Origin of the sequence: Streptomyces sp. DT190 (genome assembly GCF_049846985.1) — a bacterium.
In the GTDB taxonomy this organism is placed as follows: Bacteria; Actinomycetota; Actinomycetes; order Streptomycetales; family Streptomycetaceae; genus Streptomyces.
Window position 1 is genome coordinate 68,170 of record NZ_JBNCNM010000012.1, and the last position, 16,676, is coordinate 84,845.

Sequence of the window (16,676 nt, forward strand, 5' to 3'; positions counted from 1 at the left end):
CCGGCCTTCAGGAGGCGTCCATGCCGGCTACAGAGAGCAAGGGGCAGTCGCTGCCGTTCGCGGTCGCCGGGGTGTCCATGCGCGATCTGCTGGCGGCGGGCGAGGCCGCGGCGCTGATCTCCACACCCCCGCGCGCCCCCGAGCCGGAGCTGTCCGGCCCCGTGGAGGAGCACCGCGAGGCGGCCTGAGCGGGGGCGGAAGGCCTAGCGGACCACGACCACCGGGCGGCCGATCGTCGCGAACGTCCACATCGCGTTGCCGTCCGCCCGCGACTCGCGGATGCCGCCGGTGCGGACCCTCGGATCGGGCGCGGCCTCCGCCGCGTCCACGGCCGAGCTGAAACCGACCACGACACCGTCCACGCTGGTGAAGCGCACGACGTGCTCGACGGGCACGCCGTCGGAGCCGGTCACCGAGTTCGAGCGGGACGTGACCGCGTACCTGCCCGGCGCCGGATCCACCGCGCTCGGGTCGACCTCGAACGTACGCGCCACCCTGCCGTTCGCGCCGACCAGCCACACCCGGTCCCGCCGCAGCGAGTACACCACCCGCGCGCCCTCGCCCGACCCGTCGGGCAGCGCGGCCGGGTCCTTTCCGGCCCGCGGTGCCTGGGAGGTGCCGGGCGCCGCGGTGGCGCCCGCCTGCACCCGGCCGGCTCCCGCGGGGAGGCTCGTGGACGCCTGGTGGGCGAGGTAGCCGACCGTCGCGAGGGCCGCGGCGGTGAGCCCGGCCACGATGGATGAGCTGCTGAGTGCCACCGGCGGCCACCTCCGGGTCGTACGCCTCTGTGTACATGTCTCGTGACGGAAGGTGACGGTAGCAGCAGGCGGTGACCCGGCGGGCGCGGCCGTGCCGGGCCCCGGGGAGCCGTAGGCTGTTTGCGTGCTCTTGCTCGCTCTGGATACCGCCACACCCGCCGTCACCGTCGCGCTGCACGACGGACGCGACGTCATCGCCTCGTCGAGCCAGGTGGACGCCCGGCGGCACGGGGAACTGCTGCTGCCGGCGATCGACCGGGTGCTCGCCGAGGCCGGTCTGCGGCTCGACGCCGTCACGGGCATCGTCGCCGGGATCGGCCCGGGCCCGTACACCGGGCTGCGCGTCGGACTGATGACCGCGGACACCTTCGGGCTCGCGCTCGGCGTCCCCGTGCACGGCGTGTGCACGCTGGACGGCCTCGCCTACGCCGCCGACCTGGAGGGCCCGTTCGTCGTCGCGACCGACGCCCGCCGCAAGGAGGTCTACTGGGCGCGCTACGCCGACTCCCGCACCCGCCTCACCGATCCGGCCGTCGACCGGCCCGCCGACATCGCCGAGCAGGTCGCGGGCCTGCCCGCGGTGGGCGCCGGCGCGCTGCTCTACCCGGACACCTTCCCCAAGGCGCACGAGCCGGAGCACGTGTCCGCCGCCGCCCTGGCCGGGCTCGCCGCCGAGAGACTGGCGGCCGGCCAGGAGCTGCCCGCACCGCGGCCGCTCTACCTGCGCCGCCCCGACGCCCAGGTCCCCAAGAACTACAAGGTGGTCACCCCGAAGTGACCGATGCCGTGACGTGTGCGCTGCGCGAGATGCGCTGGTGGGACATCGACCCCGTGCTGGAGCTGGAGCGGGATCTGTTCCCCGACGACGCCTGGTCGCGGGGCATGTTCTGGTCCGAGCTGGCCCACGCCCGCGGGCCCGAGGCCAACCGGCGGTACGTGGTCGCCGAGGCCGGCACCCGGATCGTCGGGTACGCCGGTCTGGTCTCCTCCGGTGAGCAGGCCGATGTCCAGACCATCGCCGTCGCCCGCGACCTGTGGGGCACCGGCCTCGGCGGCCGGCTGCTGGCCGAACTGCTGCGCGCGGCCACCGCCTTCGAGTGCGCCGAGGTGATGCTGGAGTGCCGCGTGGACAACGTGCGCGCGCAGAAGCTGTACGAGCGGTTCGGCTTCCAGCCCATCGGTGTCCGGCGCGGTTACTACCAGCCGGGCAACGTGGACGCCCTGGTCATGCGCCTGACCGCCCCCGAGAACTCCGTACAAGGAACCGAGATCCATGGCTGACGAACCCCTCGTTCTGGGGATCGAGACCTCCTGCGACGAGACCGGCGTCGGCATCGTCCGGGGCACCACCCTGCTGGCCGACGCCGTCGCCTCCAGCGTCGACGAGCACGCCCGCTTCGGCGGCGTCGTCCCGGAGGTCGCGAGCCGCGCCCACCTGGAGGCGATGGTCCCCACCATCGACCGCGCGCTGAAGGAGGCGGGCGTCAGCGCCCGCGACCTCGACGGCGTCGCCGTCACGGCCGGTCCCGGCCTCGCCGGCGCCCTGCTGGTCGGCGTCTCCGCGGCGAAGGCGTACGCGTACGCGCTGGGCAAGCCCCTCTACGGCGTGAACCACCTCGCCTCGCACATCTGCGTGGACCAGCTGGAGCACGGCCCGCTGCCCGAGCCGACGATGGCGCTGCTGGTCTCCGGCGGCCACTCCTCGCTGCTGCTGTCCTCCGACATCACCTCCGACGTCCGCCCGATGGGCGCCACCATCGACGACGCGGCCGGCGAGGCCTTCGACAAGATCGCCCGGGTGCTGAACCTCGGCTTCCCCGGCGGCCCGGTCATCGACCGGTACGCCAGGGAGGGCGACCCGGACGCGATCGCGTTCCCGCGCGGCCTGACCGGCCCGCGCGACCCGGCCTACGACTTCTCCTTCTCCGGGCTGAAGACGGCCGTGGCCCGCTGGATCGAGGCCAGGCGGGCGGCGGGCGAGGAGGTGCCGGTGCGGGACGTGGCGGCCTCCTTCCAGGAGGCGGTCGTGGACGTGCTGACCCGCAAGGCCGTCCGGGCCTGCAAGGACGAGGGCGTCGACCACCTGATGATCGGCGGCGGCGTGGCCGCCAACTCCCGGCTGCGGGCCCTGGCCCAGGAGCGCTGCGAGGCCGCCGGGATCCGGCTGCGGGTGCCGCGGCCCAAGCTGTGCACGGACAACGGCGCGATGGTCGCCGCGCTCGGCGCCGAGATGGTCGCGCGCAACCGCGTCGCCTCGGACTGGGACCTGTCCGCGGACTCCTCGCTGCCGGTGACGGAGCCGCACGTGCCGGGCCAGGGCCACGACCACGTGCACGCGGCCGGCGAGGAGAACCTCTACTCGTGACGGTCGCCCTGATGTGGGAGGCGCGGGCCGTGCCCGGGCGGGGCGAGGACCTGCTCGCCTGGGCCCGCGCCCAGCAGCTGTCCCGCGAGCCGCTGCGCCGCGAGATCCTGCGCGCCCCGCAGGACCGCGTCCTCGTCATCACCTGGTGGGAGGCGCCCTACGACGCCGAGCTGCCGGAACTGCCCGAGCCGGACTCCGGGCTGGTCACCCGGGCCGTGCACCGCTGGCGGTTCGAGTCGCTGGGCGACGGCTGACCGGGAGCGCCCCGGGCGGCCCGCCACGGCAGCGCCCACGGCTCCCGGAGCCCGGGGCCGTCCCGTGCCCCCGGGCGCTCATCCCACCTGCGCCACCTCCGTCTCGCACCGCAGCCGCCGCCCGGTCCCGGTGACCCGGACCGGCCCGGTGAGCGTGAGGTGCGCCGTGTGCCGTACGTCCGCGCTGGACGCCGCCAGCCGCAGTTCCAGGGCGCCGGGTTCGACCACCCTGCGGCCCGTGCGGTCGGTGAACGCGGAGAGGTCGGTGTGGAAGCGGAAGGTCACCCGGGCCGCTTCCCCCGGGGCCAGGGCCACCCGCTGGTAGCCGATGAGACGGACGTCGGGGCGGGTCACCGAGGCCACCGGGTCGTGCAGGTACAGCTGGACCACCTCCGCACCCGCCCGGTCGCCCGTGTTGCGGACCGTCACGGCGACGTCGTACGCCCCGTCCGTGCCGATCTCCGCGCGCTCCCCACCGGTGACGTCCTCCCAGGTGAACGCCGTGTACGAGCGGCCGTGGCCGAAGGCGTACAGGGGCGTCGGGTCGAGGTTGCTGACCTCGCCCGCGAGGCCGAGGGGCGGCTGCAGATAGGTCCAGGGCTGGCCGCCGGGATCCCGCGGGACACTCACCGGCAGGCGGCCCGAGGGGTTCACACGGCCCGACAGCACTCCCGCCACCGCCGGGCCGCCCTCCTCCCCCGGGAAGAAGGCCTGGACGACCGCGCCCAGGCGCCCGCGCCAGCGGCCGAGGGCGTAGGGGCGGCCGGTCAGCAGGACCAGCACCACCGGCACGCCCGTGGCGACCAGCGCGTCCAGCAGGTCGCCCTGGACGCCCGGCAGGCCGAGGTCGCTGGCGTCGCAGCCCTCGCCCGAGGTGCCGCGGCCGAACAGGCCGGCCCGGTCGCCGAGCACGGCCACGCACACGTCCGCCTCGGCGGTGCGGGCGATGGCCTCCTCGAAGCCCGCGGTGTCCGGGTCCGACACGTCGCAGCCCTGCGCGAACGTCACCTTCGCGTCGGGCAGTTCGGTGCGCAGCGCGTCCAGCACGGTCGGGATCTCGATGCCGGCCGGCACCCCGGGGTGGTGGGTGAGGACGTGGGACGGGAAGGAGTAGCAGCCCAGCATGGCCAGGGCGTCGGCGGCCCGGGGGCCGACCACCGCGATCCGGGTGTCGGGCGCCAGCGGGAGCAGGCCGTCGGGGTTGTCCAGCAGGACCACCGACTCCTCGGCCAGGCGGCGGGCCAGGATCCGGTTGCCCGTCGAGTCCAGGGCGACCGGGGCGGCGGGCTCGGGGGTCCAGTCCTCGTCGAGCAGGCCCAGTTCGCACTTCTGGAGCAGCACGCGGCGGGCCGCGCGGTCCACCAGTTCCTCGGGGACCTGCCCGGCGCGGACCCCGTCCAGCAGCGGCTGCCCGTAGCACTTGACGCTGGGCAGTTCGACGTCGATGCCGGCGGCCAGGGCCGCGTGGGCCGCCTCGGCCGGGGTGCCGGCGACACGGTGCAGGGTCTCCAGGAAGCCGATGCCGAAGTAGTCGGCGACGACCGTGCCGGTGAAGCCCCACTCCTCGCGCAGCAGCCGGGTCAGCAGCTCGGGGTCGGCGGAGGCCGGGACACCGTCGGTCTCGTTGTAGGCGGCCATCACCGAACGGGCGCCGCCCTCGCGCACCGCCATCTCGAACGGCGGCAGGGTGACGTCCGCGAACTCGCGGATCCCCGCCCGCACGGGGGCGAGGTTGCGGGCACCGGCCGAGGAGGCGTACCCGGCGAAGTGCTTGAGCGTGGCGATCACCCCGGCCGCCTCCAGGCCCCGCACATAGGCCGTGCCGATCGTGCCGACCAGGTACGGGTCCTCGCCGATCGTCTCCTCCACCCGGCCCCAGCGCGGATCGCGCACGACGTCCAGGACGGGCGCGAGACCCTGGTGGACGCCGACCGAGCGCAGGTCCTCGCCGATGCGCCGGGCCATCTCCTCCACCAACGGGGGGTCCCAGGCCGCTCCCCAGGCCAGCGGGACCGGGTAGGCCGTGGCCTGCCAGGCGGTGAATCCGGCCAGGCACTCCTCGTGGGCCACCGCCGGGATGCCGAAGCGGCCGGCCGCGGCGATGCGGCGCTGGGCCCGGGCCAGGGCCTGCGCGCCGACGGCCGGGTCCACGGGGGCGGTGCCGAAGGAGCGGGTGAGCTGGCCCAGACCGCGGGTGATCAGCTCGGCCCACTCCTCGTAGGAGTAGTCGACGCTCATGTCGTGCTGGTGCGGGGCCACCCCCTCGCCGTCCGTCGCGGCGCCCACCCACACGCCGTACAACTGGGCGGTCTTCTCCTCCAGGGTCATCCGGGAGAGCAGGTCGTCGACGCGGGCGGCGGCGGGCAGGGCGGGGTCACGCCAGGGCGCGGTGGTCATGAAGCTCCTGTCGGGTGGACGGGACGGCCCTCACGAATGGTGCCGACGAGCGCGTGAACAACGGTGTCCCGCGCCCCCTACTACGAATGTTTCGATAGAGATGTCGAATGTTCCGGGAACCTATGGCGCCCGGGGGACTTCGTCAAGGGGGCCCGCAGGGATACGATCGCCGCCATGACATCCCCGGAGCCCGTTGAAAGCCGGACGCAAATCCGGACGCAGGGGCGCACCGCGCAGACCGCCACGCTCGCCGAGATCGCCCGCGAGGCCGGCGTGTCGGCACCGACTGTTTCGAAGGTGCTCAACGGCCGCGCCGACGTCGCCCCCGCCACCCGGGCCCGCGTCGAGGGCCTGCTGCGCGCCCACGGCTACCGGCGCCGGCGGGCCGAGGCGACCCGCTCGCCCCTGATCGACCTGGTCTTCCACGAGCTGGAGAGCGCCTGGGCGATGGAGGTCATCCGGGGCGTGGAGAACGTGGCCCGGGACGCGGGGCTCAGTGTGGTGCTGTCGGAGAGCGCGGGGCGGCTCACCCCCGGGCGGACCTGGGCCGACCAGGTCGCCGCGCGCCGCCCGCACGGCGTCGTGCTCGTGCTGTCGGGACTGGACCAGTCGCAGCGGGCGCTGCTCACCAGCCGCTCCATCCCGTTCGTGGTGATGGACCCGGCCGGCGACCCCGGTGCCGATGTGCCCTCGATCGGCGCGACCAACTGGCAGGGCGGGCTCGCGGCCACCCGGCACCTGGTCGAGCTGGGGCACCGCCGGATCGGCGCGATCAGCGGGCCCACGCAGATGATGTGCAGCCGCGCCCGCGTCGACGGCTACCGGGCCGCGCTGGAGACCGCCGGGCTGCCGGTGGATCCCTCGCTGATCGTGACCGGCGACTTCCACCACGAGGCCGGCTACCGGCGGGGCCTGGAACTGCTGCGCCGCCCGGACCGGCCCACCGCCGTCTTCGCCGGCAACGACCTCCAGGCGCTCGGGCTGTACGAGGCGGCGCGCGAGCTGGGGCTGCGCATCCCCGAGGGCCTGAGCGTGGTCGGCTTCGACGACCTGCCGGTGGCCCCCCTGGTCGGGCCGCCGCTGACGACCGTGCGGCAGCCGCTCACGGAGATGGCCGAGGCGGCGGCGAAGCTGGTCCTCGACCTCGGGCGGGACGAGGACACCCCGGCGGCGACCCGGGTGGAACTGGCCACCAGCCTGGTGGTGCGCAGCAGCACGGCCTCTCCCGCGTGAGACGCCGAAGCCAGTCGGTTGCCGTATCGAAACTTTCGAACGGTCGTGGTCGGGCCTGCGGGTGACCCGCCGCCGACCCCCGCGTGCGGTCCAACACCTCGGGGAGCGGGAGCACTTCGGTGCCCGAGGTGCTCCTGAGGCGAGTCCAGGCCGCGAAGTCTGAGAATTTCCGAAGAAAACGCGTCCTGAATCCCCTGCCCGTAATAATTCGGACTTATGTTCCTGTCTGTGACGGGAGACGACGCGAACGGGGACGATGGCACACGGACGGGCCGGCGGTCGATCGCCCTGCGGACCGCCGGCCTCACTCTGGCGGGACTGCTGGTGCTCGCCGCCGGAGCCGCGGGCTGGGCCTACTGGCATCTCGACAGCAACATCACCAGTGTCGACATCGACCACGCCCTGGGCGACAACCGCCCGCCGAAGCCGGTGACCACGCCGGCGTCCGCCGCGCCGGTGCTGCCCGGCGAGGCGCTCAACATCCTGGTGCTGGGCTCGGACACGCGCAGCGGCGAGGAGAACCGCAGGCTCGGCGGCGGCGACAGTGGCGGTGCCCGTTCCGACACGGCGATGGTCGTCCACCTCGACGCCGGGCGGACCAGCGCGACGGTGGTCAGCATCCCGCGCGACACCCTGGTCACCCGCCCGTCCTGCCCGCGCCCCGACGGCGACGGTTCGACGGCGGCCGCCTCCTTCTCCATGTTCAACAACGCCTACGCGGTCGGTGGTCCGGTCTGCGCGGTGAAGACGGTCGAGTCGATGACCGGCGTGCGGATGGACCACTACATCGAGATCGACTTCTCCGGCTTCGCCAGGCTCGTCGACGCGCTCGGCGGCGTCACCGTCACCACGGAGGAGGACATAGCCGACGACGACAGCCATCTGCACCTGGAGGCCGGCACCCACCACCTGGACGGCACGCAGGCCCTCGGCCTGGCCCGCACCCGGCACGGGATCGGCGACGGCAGCGACCTCGGCCGCATCGGCCTGCAGCAGAAACTCGTGAAGGCCCTGCTGGACCGCATCGCCGCCCAGAACCTGCTCACCGACCCGGCCAAGCTGTACCGGGTCGCGGACGCGGTGACGGCCGGCCTCACCACCGACACCGGCCTGGACTCCCTGAGCGAGCTGACCCGCCTCGGCCAGAGCCTGCAGGGCCTGTCGTCGAGCCGGGTCCGGACGCTGACGATGCCGGTGGTGCGAGCGCCGTCCGACCCCAACCGGGTGGTGGCCGACGAGCCCGAGGCGCGCGAGCTGTGGGAGTCGCTGCGCTGACCCGGGACGATGCCCCCGCGAAGAGCCTCGGGAAAAAACCGTCGAGAAAAATCCGCGCGGGTGTCGATCCGGCGGTCTCCCGTTCGACGCAGGGGTGAGAGCGGGCCGAGGTCCCGCTCCGCAGACCGAGGAGTCACCATGCCGCGCTTTCTCACCCTGATCCGCATCGACGAGAAGAACGCCCCCGCCGACGGCCCGAGCCCCGAGCTCCAGGAGCGGATGGGCAAGCTCCTGGAGGAGATCACCAAGGCCGGGGTCATGCTCGACACGGCCGGGCTCACCCCCACCTCCGACGGCGCCCGGGTGACCTGGGAAGGCGGGCGGCTGTCCGTCACCGACGGGCCGTTCACCGAGTCCAAGGAGGTCATCGGGGGCTACTCGCTGAGCCAGTGCAAGGACAGGGCCGAGGCGATCGAGTGGACCAAGCGGTTCCTGTCGCTGCACGAGGACTACTGGACGATCACCGCGGAGGTCCGGCAGATCGACGAGGGCTGACCGGCCCGCCTTGGCGGGGAGGTGCCCCGGGTGTCTGATGGTGGGTTGTGACACCGCAGCCCACCGCCGGACCCGGCACCTCCCGGACCGCCCAGGCGATCGAGACCGTCTTCCGCATGGAGTCGCCCCGGATCATCGCCGGCGTCACCCGGGTCGTCCGGGACGTCGGCATCGCCGAGGAGCTCGCGCAGGACGCCCTCGTCGCCGCGCTGGAGCAGTGGCCGCGCGACGGCGTGCCCGACAACCCGGGCGCCTGGCTCATGGCCACCGCCCGCCACCGCGCCGTCGACCTGGTCCGCCGCCGGGAGAACTACGCCCGCAAGCTCGCCGAGATCGGCCGCGAGCTGCCGGCCGCGGCCGCCCCGCAGGAGCCCGCCGACCCCGACGACATCGACGACGACCTGCTCCGCCTGGTCTTCACCGCCTGCCACCCGGTGCTGTCCACCGAGGCCCGCACCGCCCTCACCCTGCGCCTGCTCGGCGGTCTGACCACGGCCGAGATCGCCCGCGCCTTCCTCGTCCCGGAGGCGACGGTGGCGCAGCGCATCGTGCGCGCCAAACGCACCCTGGCGACACGGAACGTCGCCTTCGAGGTGCCCGGCGGCCCCGACCGCGAGGCCCGCCTCGGCTCGGTCCTCGACGTCATCTACCTCATCTTCAACGAGGGATACGCCGCCACGGCCGGCGACGACTGGCTCCGCCCGGCCCTGTGCGAGGACGCCCTGCGCCTGGCGCGGGTGCTCGGCGCGCTCATGCCGAAGGAGCCCGAGGTCCACGGCCTGACCGCGCTCCTGGAGTTCCAGGCGTCCCGTACGGCGGCCCGCACCGGGCCCTCCGGCGAGCCGGTCCTCCTCAAGGACCAGCAGCGCGCCCGCTGGAACCGCATGCTCATCGCCCGCGGCATCGACGCGCTGGGCAGGGCCGAGGCGGCCTCCTCGGGCGGCCCGGGCCCGTACGTCCTCCAGGCCGCCATCGCCGCCTGCCACGCGCACGCGCACACCTACGAGGACACCGACTGGTCCCGCATCGCCACCCTCTACGGCCTGCTGGCCGCCCGCTCCCCGTCCCCGGTCGTGGAGCTGAACCGCGCGGTGGCGGTCTCCATGGCCACCGGCCCGCAGGCCGCCCTGCCGCTCGTGGAGGCCCTGGCCGGCGACCCGGCCCTGCGCGACTACCACCTGCTGCCCAGCGTCCGCGGCGACCTCCTCGCCCGGCTCGGCCGTCACGCGGAGGCCCGGGCGGAGTTCGAGCGGGCGGCCTCCCTGACCCGCAACGAACGGGAACGGACCCTGTTGCTGCGCCGGGCGGCGGAGCAGCTCTGAGCGTCAGGCGGGGTGCCCGATCAGCATCGCCGGCGCTCCCGCGACCCGGGTCAGGAACACCGTCGCCGCGTGCGGCCCCTGCGGCTTGACCTTCCGGCGCAGTTCCTCCGGCTCGACCGCCGAGCCCCGCTTCTTCACCGTCAGCGTGCCGACCCCGCGCTCCCGCAGCAGCGCCTTCAGCTTCTTGACGTTGAAGGGCAGGTGGTCGGTGATCTCGTAGGCGGTGGCGTACGGCGTCGGGCGCAGGGCGTCGGCCGTGACGTAGGCGATGGTCGCGTCGAGGAGCCCGCCGCCGACCTGGTCGGCGACCTCCGCGACCAGGTGCGCGCGGATGACGGCGCCGTCGGGCTCGTACAGGAAGCGGCCGGGCGGGCGGACCGCGGGGTCGGGCAGGCCGCGCGAGAGCAGGGTGCGCGGGCCCGGCAGCAGGGTGGCCCGGACCGCGCCCGGCTCGGTGCCGAACCACAGCACCGCCTCCTTCACGTCCCCGCCGTCGGAGATCCACTCGGCCTCGGCCCGCGCGGGGACGGCCTCGTGCGGGATGCCCGGGGCGATCTTCAGCGCGGCGCGCGGGGCGCGGAGGGCGGCCGACACCGCCCAGGACAGCGGGGGCGAGTAGGCCTCGGGGTCGAAGATCCGGCCCCGGCCGCCGCGCCGGGCGGGGTCGACGAAGACGGCGTCGAAGCCGGCCGTGTCCACCTCCGTGACGTCCGCCTCCCGGACCTCGATCAGGTCCGCCAGCCCGAGCGCGTCGGCGTTCGCCCGGGCCGCCGCGGCCGTGAGCGGGTCCCGGTCCACGGCCAGCACCCGGATCCCGGCCCGGGCCAGCGCGATCGCGTCACCGCCGATGCCGCAGCACAGGTCGGCGACCGAGGTCACGCCCCACTCGGCCATGCGCCGCGCCCGGTAGGCCGCCACGCTCGCCCGGGTCGACTGCTCCACCCCGTTCGGCGTGAAGAACATCCGGCCCGCGTCCTCGGCGCCGAACTTCACCGCCGCCCGCTGCCGCAGCCGCGCCTGCCCGAGCGCGGCCGACACCAGCTCCGCGGGGTGCTCGCGGCGCAGCCGGGTCGCGACGGCCAGCTCCCGCGCCGGGTCGGTGTCGCGCACCTCGTCGAGGAGGGCGCGGCCTTCGGGGGTGAGGAGGAGGGCGAGGTCGTTCACCCGGTCATTGTCGGCCACGGCGGGCCGGGTGACGCGTGTGGGCCAGTCGGTGGACGCGGGCCCGCCGGTCGCTGTGTCGGGCCGGGTTCGCCGGGGCGGGCTGCGAGGATCCGGCACCATGCGAGCAGTCGTACAAAATGACAAAAGCCGGGCCTCGGGCGGTGCACGGATCGGCCTGGCCGTGCTCGCCCTCGCCGCCATCGCCTCGGGCTGCGCGCAGGGCGGCGGCAGCGACCAGGTCACCCCGGCCGGCGGACAGCAGCCCCTCGACGCGCCACCGGCCCGCGCGCTCGACTCCTACGCCTCCAAGCTGCGCGCCGCGCACGCCGCCCGGGTCGCCGCCGCGCACCGCTGGGAGCTGAAGAGGGTCCCGCTGCCCGCCCCGCCGGCCCCCGAACACAAGCCGAGGATCAAGACCCGCAAGGGCTTCCAGGTGGCCGGGCACCGCGAGTCGAACCTCCCGCCGGTCTTCACGCGCATCCCCACCCGGGACAAGGTCGTCTTCCTCACCATCGACGACGGCGCCGAGAAGGACCGCACCTTCCTGCGGATGATGAGCGACCTGGACGTCCCCTACACCGCGTTCCTCAGCGGCTACCTGGTCAAGGACGACCCCCGCTACTTCAAGAAGATGCAGGCCAGGGGCGTGGTCCTGAACAACCACACCCTGCGCCACCGCTACATGCCGGGCCTGTCCTACCGCGCGCAGAAGCGCGAGATCTGCGGCATGCAGCGCTACATGGAGAAGCGCTTCGGCAAGCGCCCCGCCCTCTTCCGCCCGCCCTACGGCAGCTACAACCGGGCCACCCTGCGCGCCGCCAAGGCCTGCGGCATCACCCACGTCCCGCTGTGGAACGAGGAGGTCTTCGCCGACCGCTGGGAGTACCGCGAGGCCGACCGCGAGCTGCGCCCCGGCGACATCGTCCTCACGCACTTCCGGGGCCCTGCCGAGTGGAAGGGCACGATGCCGGACATGATCCGCCGCTTCCTGAACAAGGTCACGGCCGAGGGGTACGCGGTGGGGCGGCTGGAGGACTACCTGTGAGGCGGCCGGCCGCGGCCGTGCTCTGCGCGCTGCTGGTCCTGCTGGCCGGCTGCGCGGACAGGGCGGGGGAGCGGCCGGGCACCGCCGACGGCCGGGCCCGGGACCCGGCCCCCGCGGCCCGCCGCCTCCCCCCCCGTCGTCGACCGCGTCGCCACCCGCGACCCGGTCGTCTTCCTCACCTACGACGACGGCGCCGAACGCGACCCCCGCTTCGTCGGCCTCGTGCGCGAACGGCGCCTGCCGGTCAGCATGTTCCTCACCGACAGCGTCGTGGGACCCGGCTACGGCCATTTCGCCCGGCTGCGCGCGGTCGGCGCGTCGCTGCAGAACCACACCCTCGACCACCCGGCCCTGCGCGGCCTGCCCTACGCCGGGCAGCGCGCCGAGATCTGCGGCCAGCAGCACAAGCTCCACTCCCGCTTCGGCGTCCGCCCCCGCCTCTTCCGCCCGCCCTACGGCACCTACGACACCACGACCCTGCGCGCCGCCGCCGACTGCGGCATCGCGGCGGTCGTGCTGTGGCGCGTGTCCCTGGGCGCCGACGGCGCCCTCACGTACACCCGCGGCCGGCCCGGGCTGCGCGCCGGCGACATCGTCTCGGTGCCGTCGGGGGACGCGTCCCTGACCCTGGCGCAGCGCACGGTGGGGTTGCTGCGGCAGATCGAGGCGAAGGGCCTACGAGTGGGCCGGCTGGAGGACTACCTGTAGGGGGTCCGCGGCCCCTGGGAGGGAAGTCGCCTGGCCGACGCGCCGCGGGCAATTAGCAGTCCGCTTGACCGAGTGCTAATCGCGGTCATAGTCTCGGCTCTGGCACTCGCCACAGGAGAGTGCCAACACAGCGACGGGCAGGTCCGGCACCCGCGACGACGGATCCACCTGGTCGCCACCTCAGACAGTTAACCCCGTGAGATCTCCGAAGGGGGAGGTCGGATCGTGACGACCACCAGCTCCAAGGTTGCCATCAAGCCGCTCGAGGACCGCATCGTGGTCCAGCCGCTCGACGCCGAGCAGACCACCGCCTCTGGCCTGGTCATCCCGGACACCGCCAAGGAGAAGCCCCAGGAGGGCGTCGTCCTGGCCGTGGGCCCGGGCCGCTTCGAGGACGGAAAGCGTCTTCCGCTCGACGTCTCCGTCGGCGACGTCGTGCTCTACAGCAAGTACGGCGGCACCGAGGTGAAGTACAACGGCGAGGAGTACCTCGTCCTCTCGGCCCGCGACGTGCTCGCGATCATCGAGAAGTAATTCACCCGAAGCACCTTGCTTTGAACTGCGCCCCTGGCCCCCGCTATCGCCAATAAGCCGGGCGCCCGGGGCGCAGTTGCCGTTATCCCAGATTCCGGAAGAGGGCTCACGCTCCCATGGCGAAGATCCTGAAGTTCGACGAGGACGCCCGTCGCGCCCTCGAGCGCGGCGTCAACAAGCTTGCCGACACGGTCAAGGTGACGATCGGCCCCAAGGGCCGCAACGTCGTCATCGACAAGAAGTTCGGCGCCCCCACCATCACCAACGACGGTGTGACCATCGCCCGCGAGGTCGAGGTCGAGGACCCGTACGAGAACCTCGGTGCCCAGCTGGTCAAGGAGGTGGCGACCAAGACCAACGACATCGCGGGTGACGGTACGACCACCGCGACCGTGCTCGCCCAGGCGCTCGTGCGCGAGGGCCTGAAGAACGTCGCCGCCGGTGCCTCCCCGGCCGCCCTGAAGAAGGGCATCGACGCCGCCGTCGCCGCGGTCTCCGAGGAACTCCTCGCGACCGCCCGCCCGATCGACGAGAAGTCCGACATCGCCGCCGTCGCCGGTCTGTCCGCCCAGGACAGCCAGGTCGGCGAGCTCATCGCCGAGGCGATGGACAAGGTCGGCAAGGACGGTGTCATCACCGTCGAGGAGTCCAACACCTTCGGCCTGGAGCTGGACTTCACCGAGGGCATGGCCTTCGACAAGGGCTACCTGTCGCCGTACTTCGTGACGGACCAGGAGCGCATGGAAGCCGTCCTGGACGACCCGTACATCCTCATCACGCAGGGCAAGATCTCCGCCATCGCGGACCTGCTGCCGCTGCTGGAGAAGGTCATCCAGGCCAACGCCTCCAAGCCGCTGCTGATCATCGCCGAGGACGTCGAGGGCGAGGCCCTGTCGACCCTGGTCGTGAACAAGATCCGCGGCACCTTCAACGCCGTCGCCGTGAAGGCCCCCGGCTTCGGCGACCGCCGCAAGGCGATGCTGCAGGACATGGCCGTCCTCACCGGCGCCACGGTCGTCTCCGAGGAGGTCGGCCTCAAGCTCGACCAGGTCGGCCTGGACGTCCTCGGCTCCGCCCGCCGCGTCACCGTCACCAAGGACGACACCACGATCGTCGACGGCGCCGGCAACAAGGACGACGTGCAGGGCCGCGTCGCCCAGATCAAGGCCGAGATCGAGACCACGGACTCCGACTGGGACCGCGAGAAGCTCCAGGAGCGCCTCGCGAAGCTGGCCGGCGGCGTGTGCGTCATCCGCGTGGGTGCCGCCACCGAGGTCGAGCTCAAGGAGCGCAAGCACCGTCTGGAGGACGCCATCTCCGCGACCCGCGCCGCGGTCGAGGAGGGCATCGTCTCCGGTGGTGGCTCCGCGCTGGTCCACGCCGTCAAGGTCCTCGAGGGCAACCTCGGCAAGACCGGCGACGAGGCCACCGGTGTCTCCGTGGTCCGCAAGGCCGCCGTCGAGCCGCTGCGCTGGATCGCCGAGAACGCCGGCCTGGAGGGCTACGTCATCACCTCCAAGGTCGCCGAGCTCGACAAGGGCCAGGGCTTCAACGCCGCGACCGGCGAGTACGGCGACCTGGTCAAGGCCGGTGTCATCGACCCGGTCAAGGTCACCCGCTCCGCCCTGGAGAACGCCGCCTCCATCGCCTCCCTTCTCCTCACGACCGAGACCCTGGTCGTCGAGAAGAAGGAAGAGGAGGAGCCGGCCGCCGCGGGCCACAGCCACGGCCACGCCCACTGAGGCACGGCCCACTGAGGCATGACGGCACAAGGCTGACGGCCATGGGCTGACGGCCCGGGGCTGAGGCCGAGGGCTGACGTCGTCGGCCCGCCGAGCCCGAGCGAAGGCCCGGCACCCCGCAGAAGGGGTGCCGGGCCTTCGCCGTGCAGCCGCCCGGTCTTCGCGGTGCAGCCGTCGTGCCGTCCGCCCTGCCTCAGCCGGCCGGGAACGGGAACCGCGCCGGGGCGCAGCGGGTCTATGACTGGGGCAGTCGGATCATGAGGGGGCAGGGATGGACCAGGTGCTCTACGCGGAGCGGTCCCGCAACCCGTTGGCGCGGACGGTGCGGCTCACCGAGCACGGACTGCGCCGGGGCGGCAGGACGACCCCGCTGGACGAACTGAACCTCGAAGCCATGGCGGAGGCGTTCCTGCGGGGCTGCTGGCTCGGCGGCGGGGGCACCGAACGCCCCCTCGGGGCGCTGCCGCAGGGCCCCGGCCTCGTCCCGGTCACCCGCGTGACCGGCACCACCACTCCCCTGAGGACCCGGCACGCCGCCGACTTCGCCCGCGCGTTGGGCGAGCTGGCGGTACGCCGGTGCGGCGGGCCGGACCACGTGGCCGCCGTCGCCGCACGGGCGCAGGCGGAGGGCGTGCCGCTGTGGATCGCGCGCCGCCATGCGCCCGGTCCCGCCGGACCGGTGACCGTCGCCGTGGACCGGCGCTCGGTGCGCGTGGACGTCTGGGGCCCGCACGCCCCCGCCGTGCGTCTGCGAGCCCCCTACGGCTACCGCCCCGAGAGTGCCGACCGCGCCCACGGCCTGGTCATGTACGTCGGCGACCTCACCGCCGTGCTCGAACTGCGCAAGAAGGTGCGCAAGTCCAAGAGCAAGGTCGAGATCCGCCTGGCCGACCGGCTGTGGACGCTGCGCCGCGAGAACGCCGAGAGCTCCTGGCTCCTGCGCGGCGAGCAGCGCATCGCGCTGCTGACCCGCCCCGCACGGTGGCCCGGCCCCCCGCCCGGCTCGGTGCTGCTGCCGCTGGCCGACGTGCGGTACGAGAGCCCCGACCCCCTGGACGCCGTCATGGCCCACGCGGTCGCCGTCTCCTTCGGCCTCGGCGACACCACGGGCCTGGCCAGGTTCCGCGCCGTCAAGCGCCGCTGGGAGACGGACGAGGACACCTGGGACAGCCCGTGGTTCAGCAACCTCGGCAGGGACCGCCACGACAACGAACCCGGTGGCGGCGACGGCTGGGGCAGCGACGGCGGTGACGGGGGCGACGGCGGCGGCGGTGACGGCGGTGGTGGCGGGGACGGCGGAGGCGGTGGCGGAGGAGGCGACTAGCCCTCCGACCGGCGGACGCCTGCCCCGGCCACCGCGGCCGGGGCGGGGCCCGGCCCGCCG

The 16,676-nt window shown here is 73.8% G+C and carries 16 protein-coding genes and 1 pseudogene; 14 read left to right on the forward strand and 3 right to left on the reverse strand.

Annotated features, from left to right (window positions below; translation table 11 throughout):
• Positions 1–20 precede the first annotated feature (20 nt).
• Positions 21–188, forward strand: coding sequence for a hypothetical protein (locus ACPXCS_RS21600; RefSeq protein ID WP_425948504.1), 168 nt, complete (start codon positions 21–23; stop codon positions 186–188).
• A 15-nt stretch (positions 189–203) separates the two neighbouring features.
• Here the strand turns inward: ACPXCS_RS21600 and ACPXCS_RS21605 are convergent, their stop codons facing one another.
• Positions 204–758 carry a hypothetical protein gene (locus ACPXCS_RS21605; protein WP_425948502.1) on the reverse strand — a complete coding sequence of 185 codons (555 nt, stop codon included), beginning with the start codon at positions 756–758 and terminating at the stop codon, positions 204–206.
• Between the two features lie 124 nt (positions 759–882).
• Between ACPXCS_RS21605 and tsaB the strand changes: the two genes are divergently transcribed.
• From tsaB to ACPXCS_RS21625, 4 genes are read left to right on the forward strand one after another with little or no spacing between them, the layout of a single operon-like run.
• On the forward strand, positions 883–1,536 hold the full coding sequence (gene tsaB / locus ACPXCS_RS21610; RefSeq protein ID WP_425948500.1) for a tRNA (adenosine(37)-N6)-threonylcarbamoyltransferase complex dimerization subunit type 1 TsaB: 654 nt from the start codon (positions 883–885) through the stop codon (positions 1,534–1,536).
• A gap of 29 nt (positions 1,537–1,565) precedes the next feature.
• A complete protein-coding gene (gene rimI, locus ACPXCS_RS21615) occupies positions 1,566–2,039 on the forward strand; it encodes a ribosomal protein S18-alanine N-acetyltransferase (RefSeq protein ID WP_309097455.1) in 474 nt (157 codons plus the stop codon).
• Complete coding sequence (gene tsaD / locus ACPXCS_RS21620) at positions 2,032–3,123, forward strand: tRNA (adenosine(37)-N6)-threonylcarbamoyltransferase complex transferase subunit TsaD (protein WP_425948499.1); 1,092 nt, start codon at positions 2,032–2,034, stop codon at positions 3,121–3,123. Before rimI ends, tsaD begins: the two co-directional genes overlap by 8 nt.
• Complete coding sequence (locus ACPXCS_RS21625) at positions 3,120–3,377, forward strand: hypothetical protein (RefSeq protein WP_425948497.1); 258 nt, start codon at positions 3,120–3,122, stop codon at positions 3,375–3,377. Before tsaD ends, ACPXCS_RS21625 begins: the two co-directional genes overlap by 4 nt.
• A gap of 78 nt (positions 3,378–3,455) precedes the next feature.
• Here ACPXCS_RS21625 and ACPXCS_RS21630 read toward each other — a convergent pair whose 3' ends face one another.
• Positions 3,456–5,774 carry a glycoside hydrolase family 3 N-terminal domain-containing protein gene (locus ACPXCS_RS21630; RefSeq protein ID WP_425948495.1) on the reverse strand — a complete coding sequence of 773 codons (2,319 nt, stop codon included), beginning with the start codon at positions 5,772–5,774 and terminating at the stop codon, positions 3,456–3,458.
• A gap of 174 nt (positions 5,775–5,948) precedes the next feature.
• Between ACPXCS_RS21630 and ACPXCS_RS21635 the strand changes: the two genes are divergently transcribed.
• From ACPXCS_RS21635 to ACPXCS_RS21650, 4 genes are all read left to right on the forward strand, one after another.
• Positions 5,949–7,007, forward strand: a complete 1,059-nt coding sequence (locus ACPXCS_RS21635; RefSeq protein WP_425948494.1) for a LacI family DNA-binding transcriptional regulator — start codon at positions 5,949–5,951, stop codon at positions 7,005–7,007.
• Between the two features lie 216 nt (positions 7,008–7,223).
• Entirely contained in the window at positions 7,224–8,282 is a 1,059-nt protein-coding gene (locus tag ACPXCS_RS21640) for an LCP family protein (RefSeq protein WP_425948492.1), read from the forward strand.
• A gap of 138 nt (positions 8,283–8,420) precedes the next feature.
• Positions 8,421–8,777: a YciI family protein gene (locus ACPXCS_RS21645; protein WP_425948490.1), complete on the forward strand. Its 357-nt coding sequence runs from the start codon at positions 8,421–8,423 to the stop codon at positions 8,775–8,777.
• Positions 8,778–8,824: 47 nt separating this feature from the next.
• On the forward strand, positions 8,825–10,099 hold the full coding sequence (locus tag ACPXCS_RS21650; protein ID WP_425948488.1) for an RNA polymerase sigma factor: 1,275 nt from the start codon (positions 8,825–8,827) through the stop codon (positions 10,097–10,099).
• A gap of 3 nt (positions 10,100–10,102) precedes the next feature.
• Here ACPXCS_RS21650 and ACPXCS_RS21655 read toward each other — a convergent pair whose 3' ends face one another.
• Positions 10,103–11,263 (reverse strand): class I SAM-dependent methyltransferase, encoded by a 1,161-nt coding sequence (locus ACPXCS_RS21655; RefSeq protein ID WP_425948486.1) that lies wholly within the window; start codon positions 11,261–11,263, stop codon positions 10,103–10,105.
• Between the two features lie 118 nt (positions 11,264–11,381).
• On the opposite strand from ACPXCS_RS21655, the gene ACPXCS_RS21660 reads away from it, so the two are divergent.
• The 5 genes and pseudogenes from ACPXCS_RS21660 (at position 11,382) to ACPXCS_RS21680 (ending at position 16,616) form a co-directional block, all read left to right on the forward strand.
• Complete coding sequence (locus tag ACPXCS_RS21660) at positions 11,382–12,308, forward strand: polysaccharide deacetylase family protein (protein ID WP_425948485.1); 927 nt, start codon at positions 11,382–11,384, stop codon at positions 12,306–12,308.
• 210 nt (positions 12,309–12,518) lie between these two features.
• A pseudogene (locus ACPXCS_RS21665) lies at positions 12,519–13,016 on the forward strand (polysaccharide deacetylase family protein); the annotation flags it as partial.
• A gap of 225 nt (positions 13,017–13,241) precedes the next feature.
• On the forward strand, positions 13,242–13,550 hold the full coding sequence (groES, locus tag ACPXCS_RS21670; RefSeq protein WP_355856017.1) for a co-chaperone GroES: 309 nt from the start codon (positions 13,242–13,244) through the stop codon (positions 13,548–13,550).
• Between the two features lie 116 nt (positions 13,551–13,666).
• Entirely contained in the window at positions 13,667–15,292 is a 1,626-nt protein-coding gene (gene groL / locus ACPXCS_RS21675) for a chaperonin GroEL (protein ID WP_425948482.1), read from the forward strand.
• Between the two features lie 271 nt (positions 15,293–15,563).
• Positions 15,564–16,616 (forward strand): hypothetical protein, encoded by a 1,053-nt coding sequence (locus ACPXCS_RS21680; protein ID WP_425948481.1) that lies wholly within the window; start codon positions 15,564–15,566, stop codon positions 16,614–16,616.
• The last annotated feature ends 60 nt before the right edge of the window (positions 16,617–16,676 follow it).

Bases quoted from the DNA above. Each gene is read 5' to 3' on its own strand.
- ACPXCS_RS21600 (WP_425948504.1), top strand. From the start codon at position 21: ATGCCGGCTACAGAGAGCAAGGGGCAGTCGCTGCCGTTCGCGGTCGCC.
- rimI (WP_309097455.1), top strand. From the start codon at position 1,566: ATGCGCTGGTGGGACATCGACCCCGTGCTGGAGCTGGAGCGGGATCTG.
- tsaD (WP_425948499.1), top strand. From the start codon at position 2,032: ATGGCTGACGAACCCCTCGTTCTGGGGATCGAGACCTCCTGCGACGAG.
- ACPXCS_RS21630 (WP_425948495.1), bottom strand. From the start codon at position 5,774: ATGACCACCGCGCCCTGGCGTGACCCCGCCCTGCCCGCCGCCGCCCGC.
- ACPXCS_RS21635 (WP_425948494.1), top strand. From the start codon at position 5,949: ATGACATCCCCGGAGCCCGTTGAAAGCCGGACGCAAATCCGGACGCAG.
- ACPXCS_RS21640 (WP_425948492.1), top strand. From the start codon at position 7,224: ATGTTCCTGTCTGTGACGGGAGACGACGCGAACGGGGACGATGGCACA.
- ACPXCS_RS21645 (WP_425948490.1), top strand. From the start codon at position 8,421: ATGCCGCGCTTTCTCACCCTGATCCGCATCGACGAGAAGAACGCCCCC.
- ACPXCS_RS21660 (WP_425948485.1), top strand. From the start codon at position 11,382: ATGCGAGCAGTCGTACAAAATGACAAAAGCCGGGCCTCGGGCGGTGCA.
- groL (WP_425948482.1), top strand. From the start codon at position 13,667: ATGGCGAAGATCCTGAAGTTCGACGAGGACGCCCGTCGCGCCCTCGAG.
- ACPXCS_RS21680 (WP_425948481.1), top strand. From the start codon at position 15,564: ATGGACCAGGTGCTCTACGCGGAGCGGTCCCGCAACCCGTTGGCGCGG.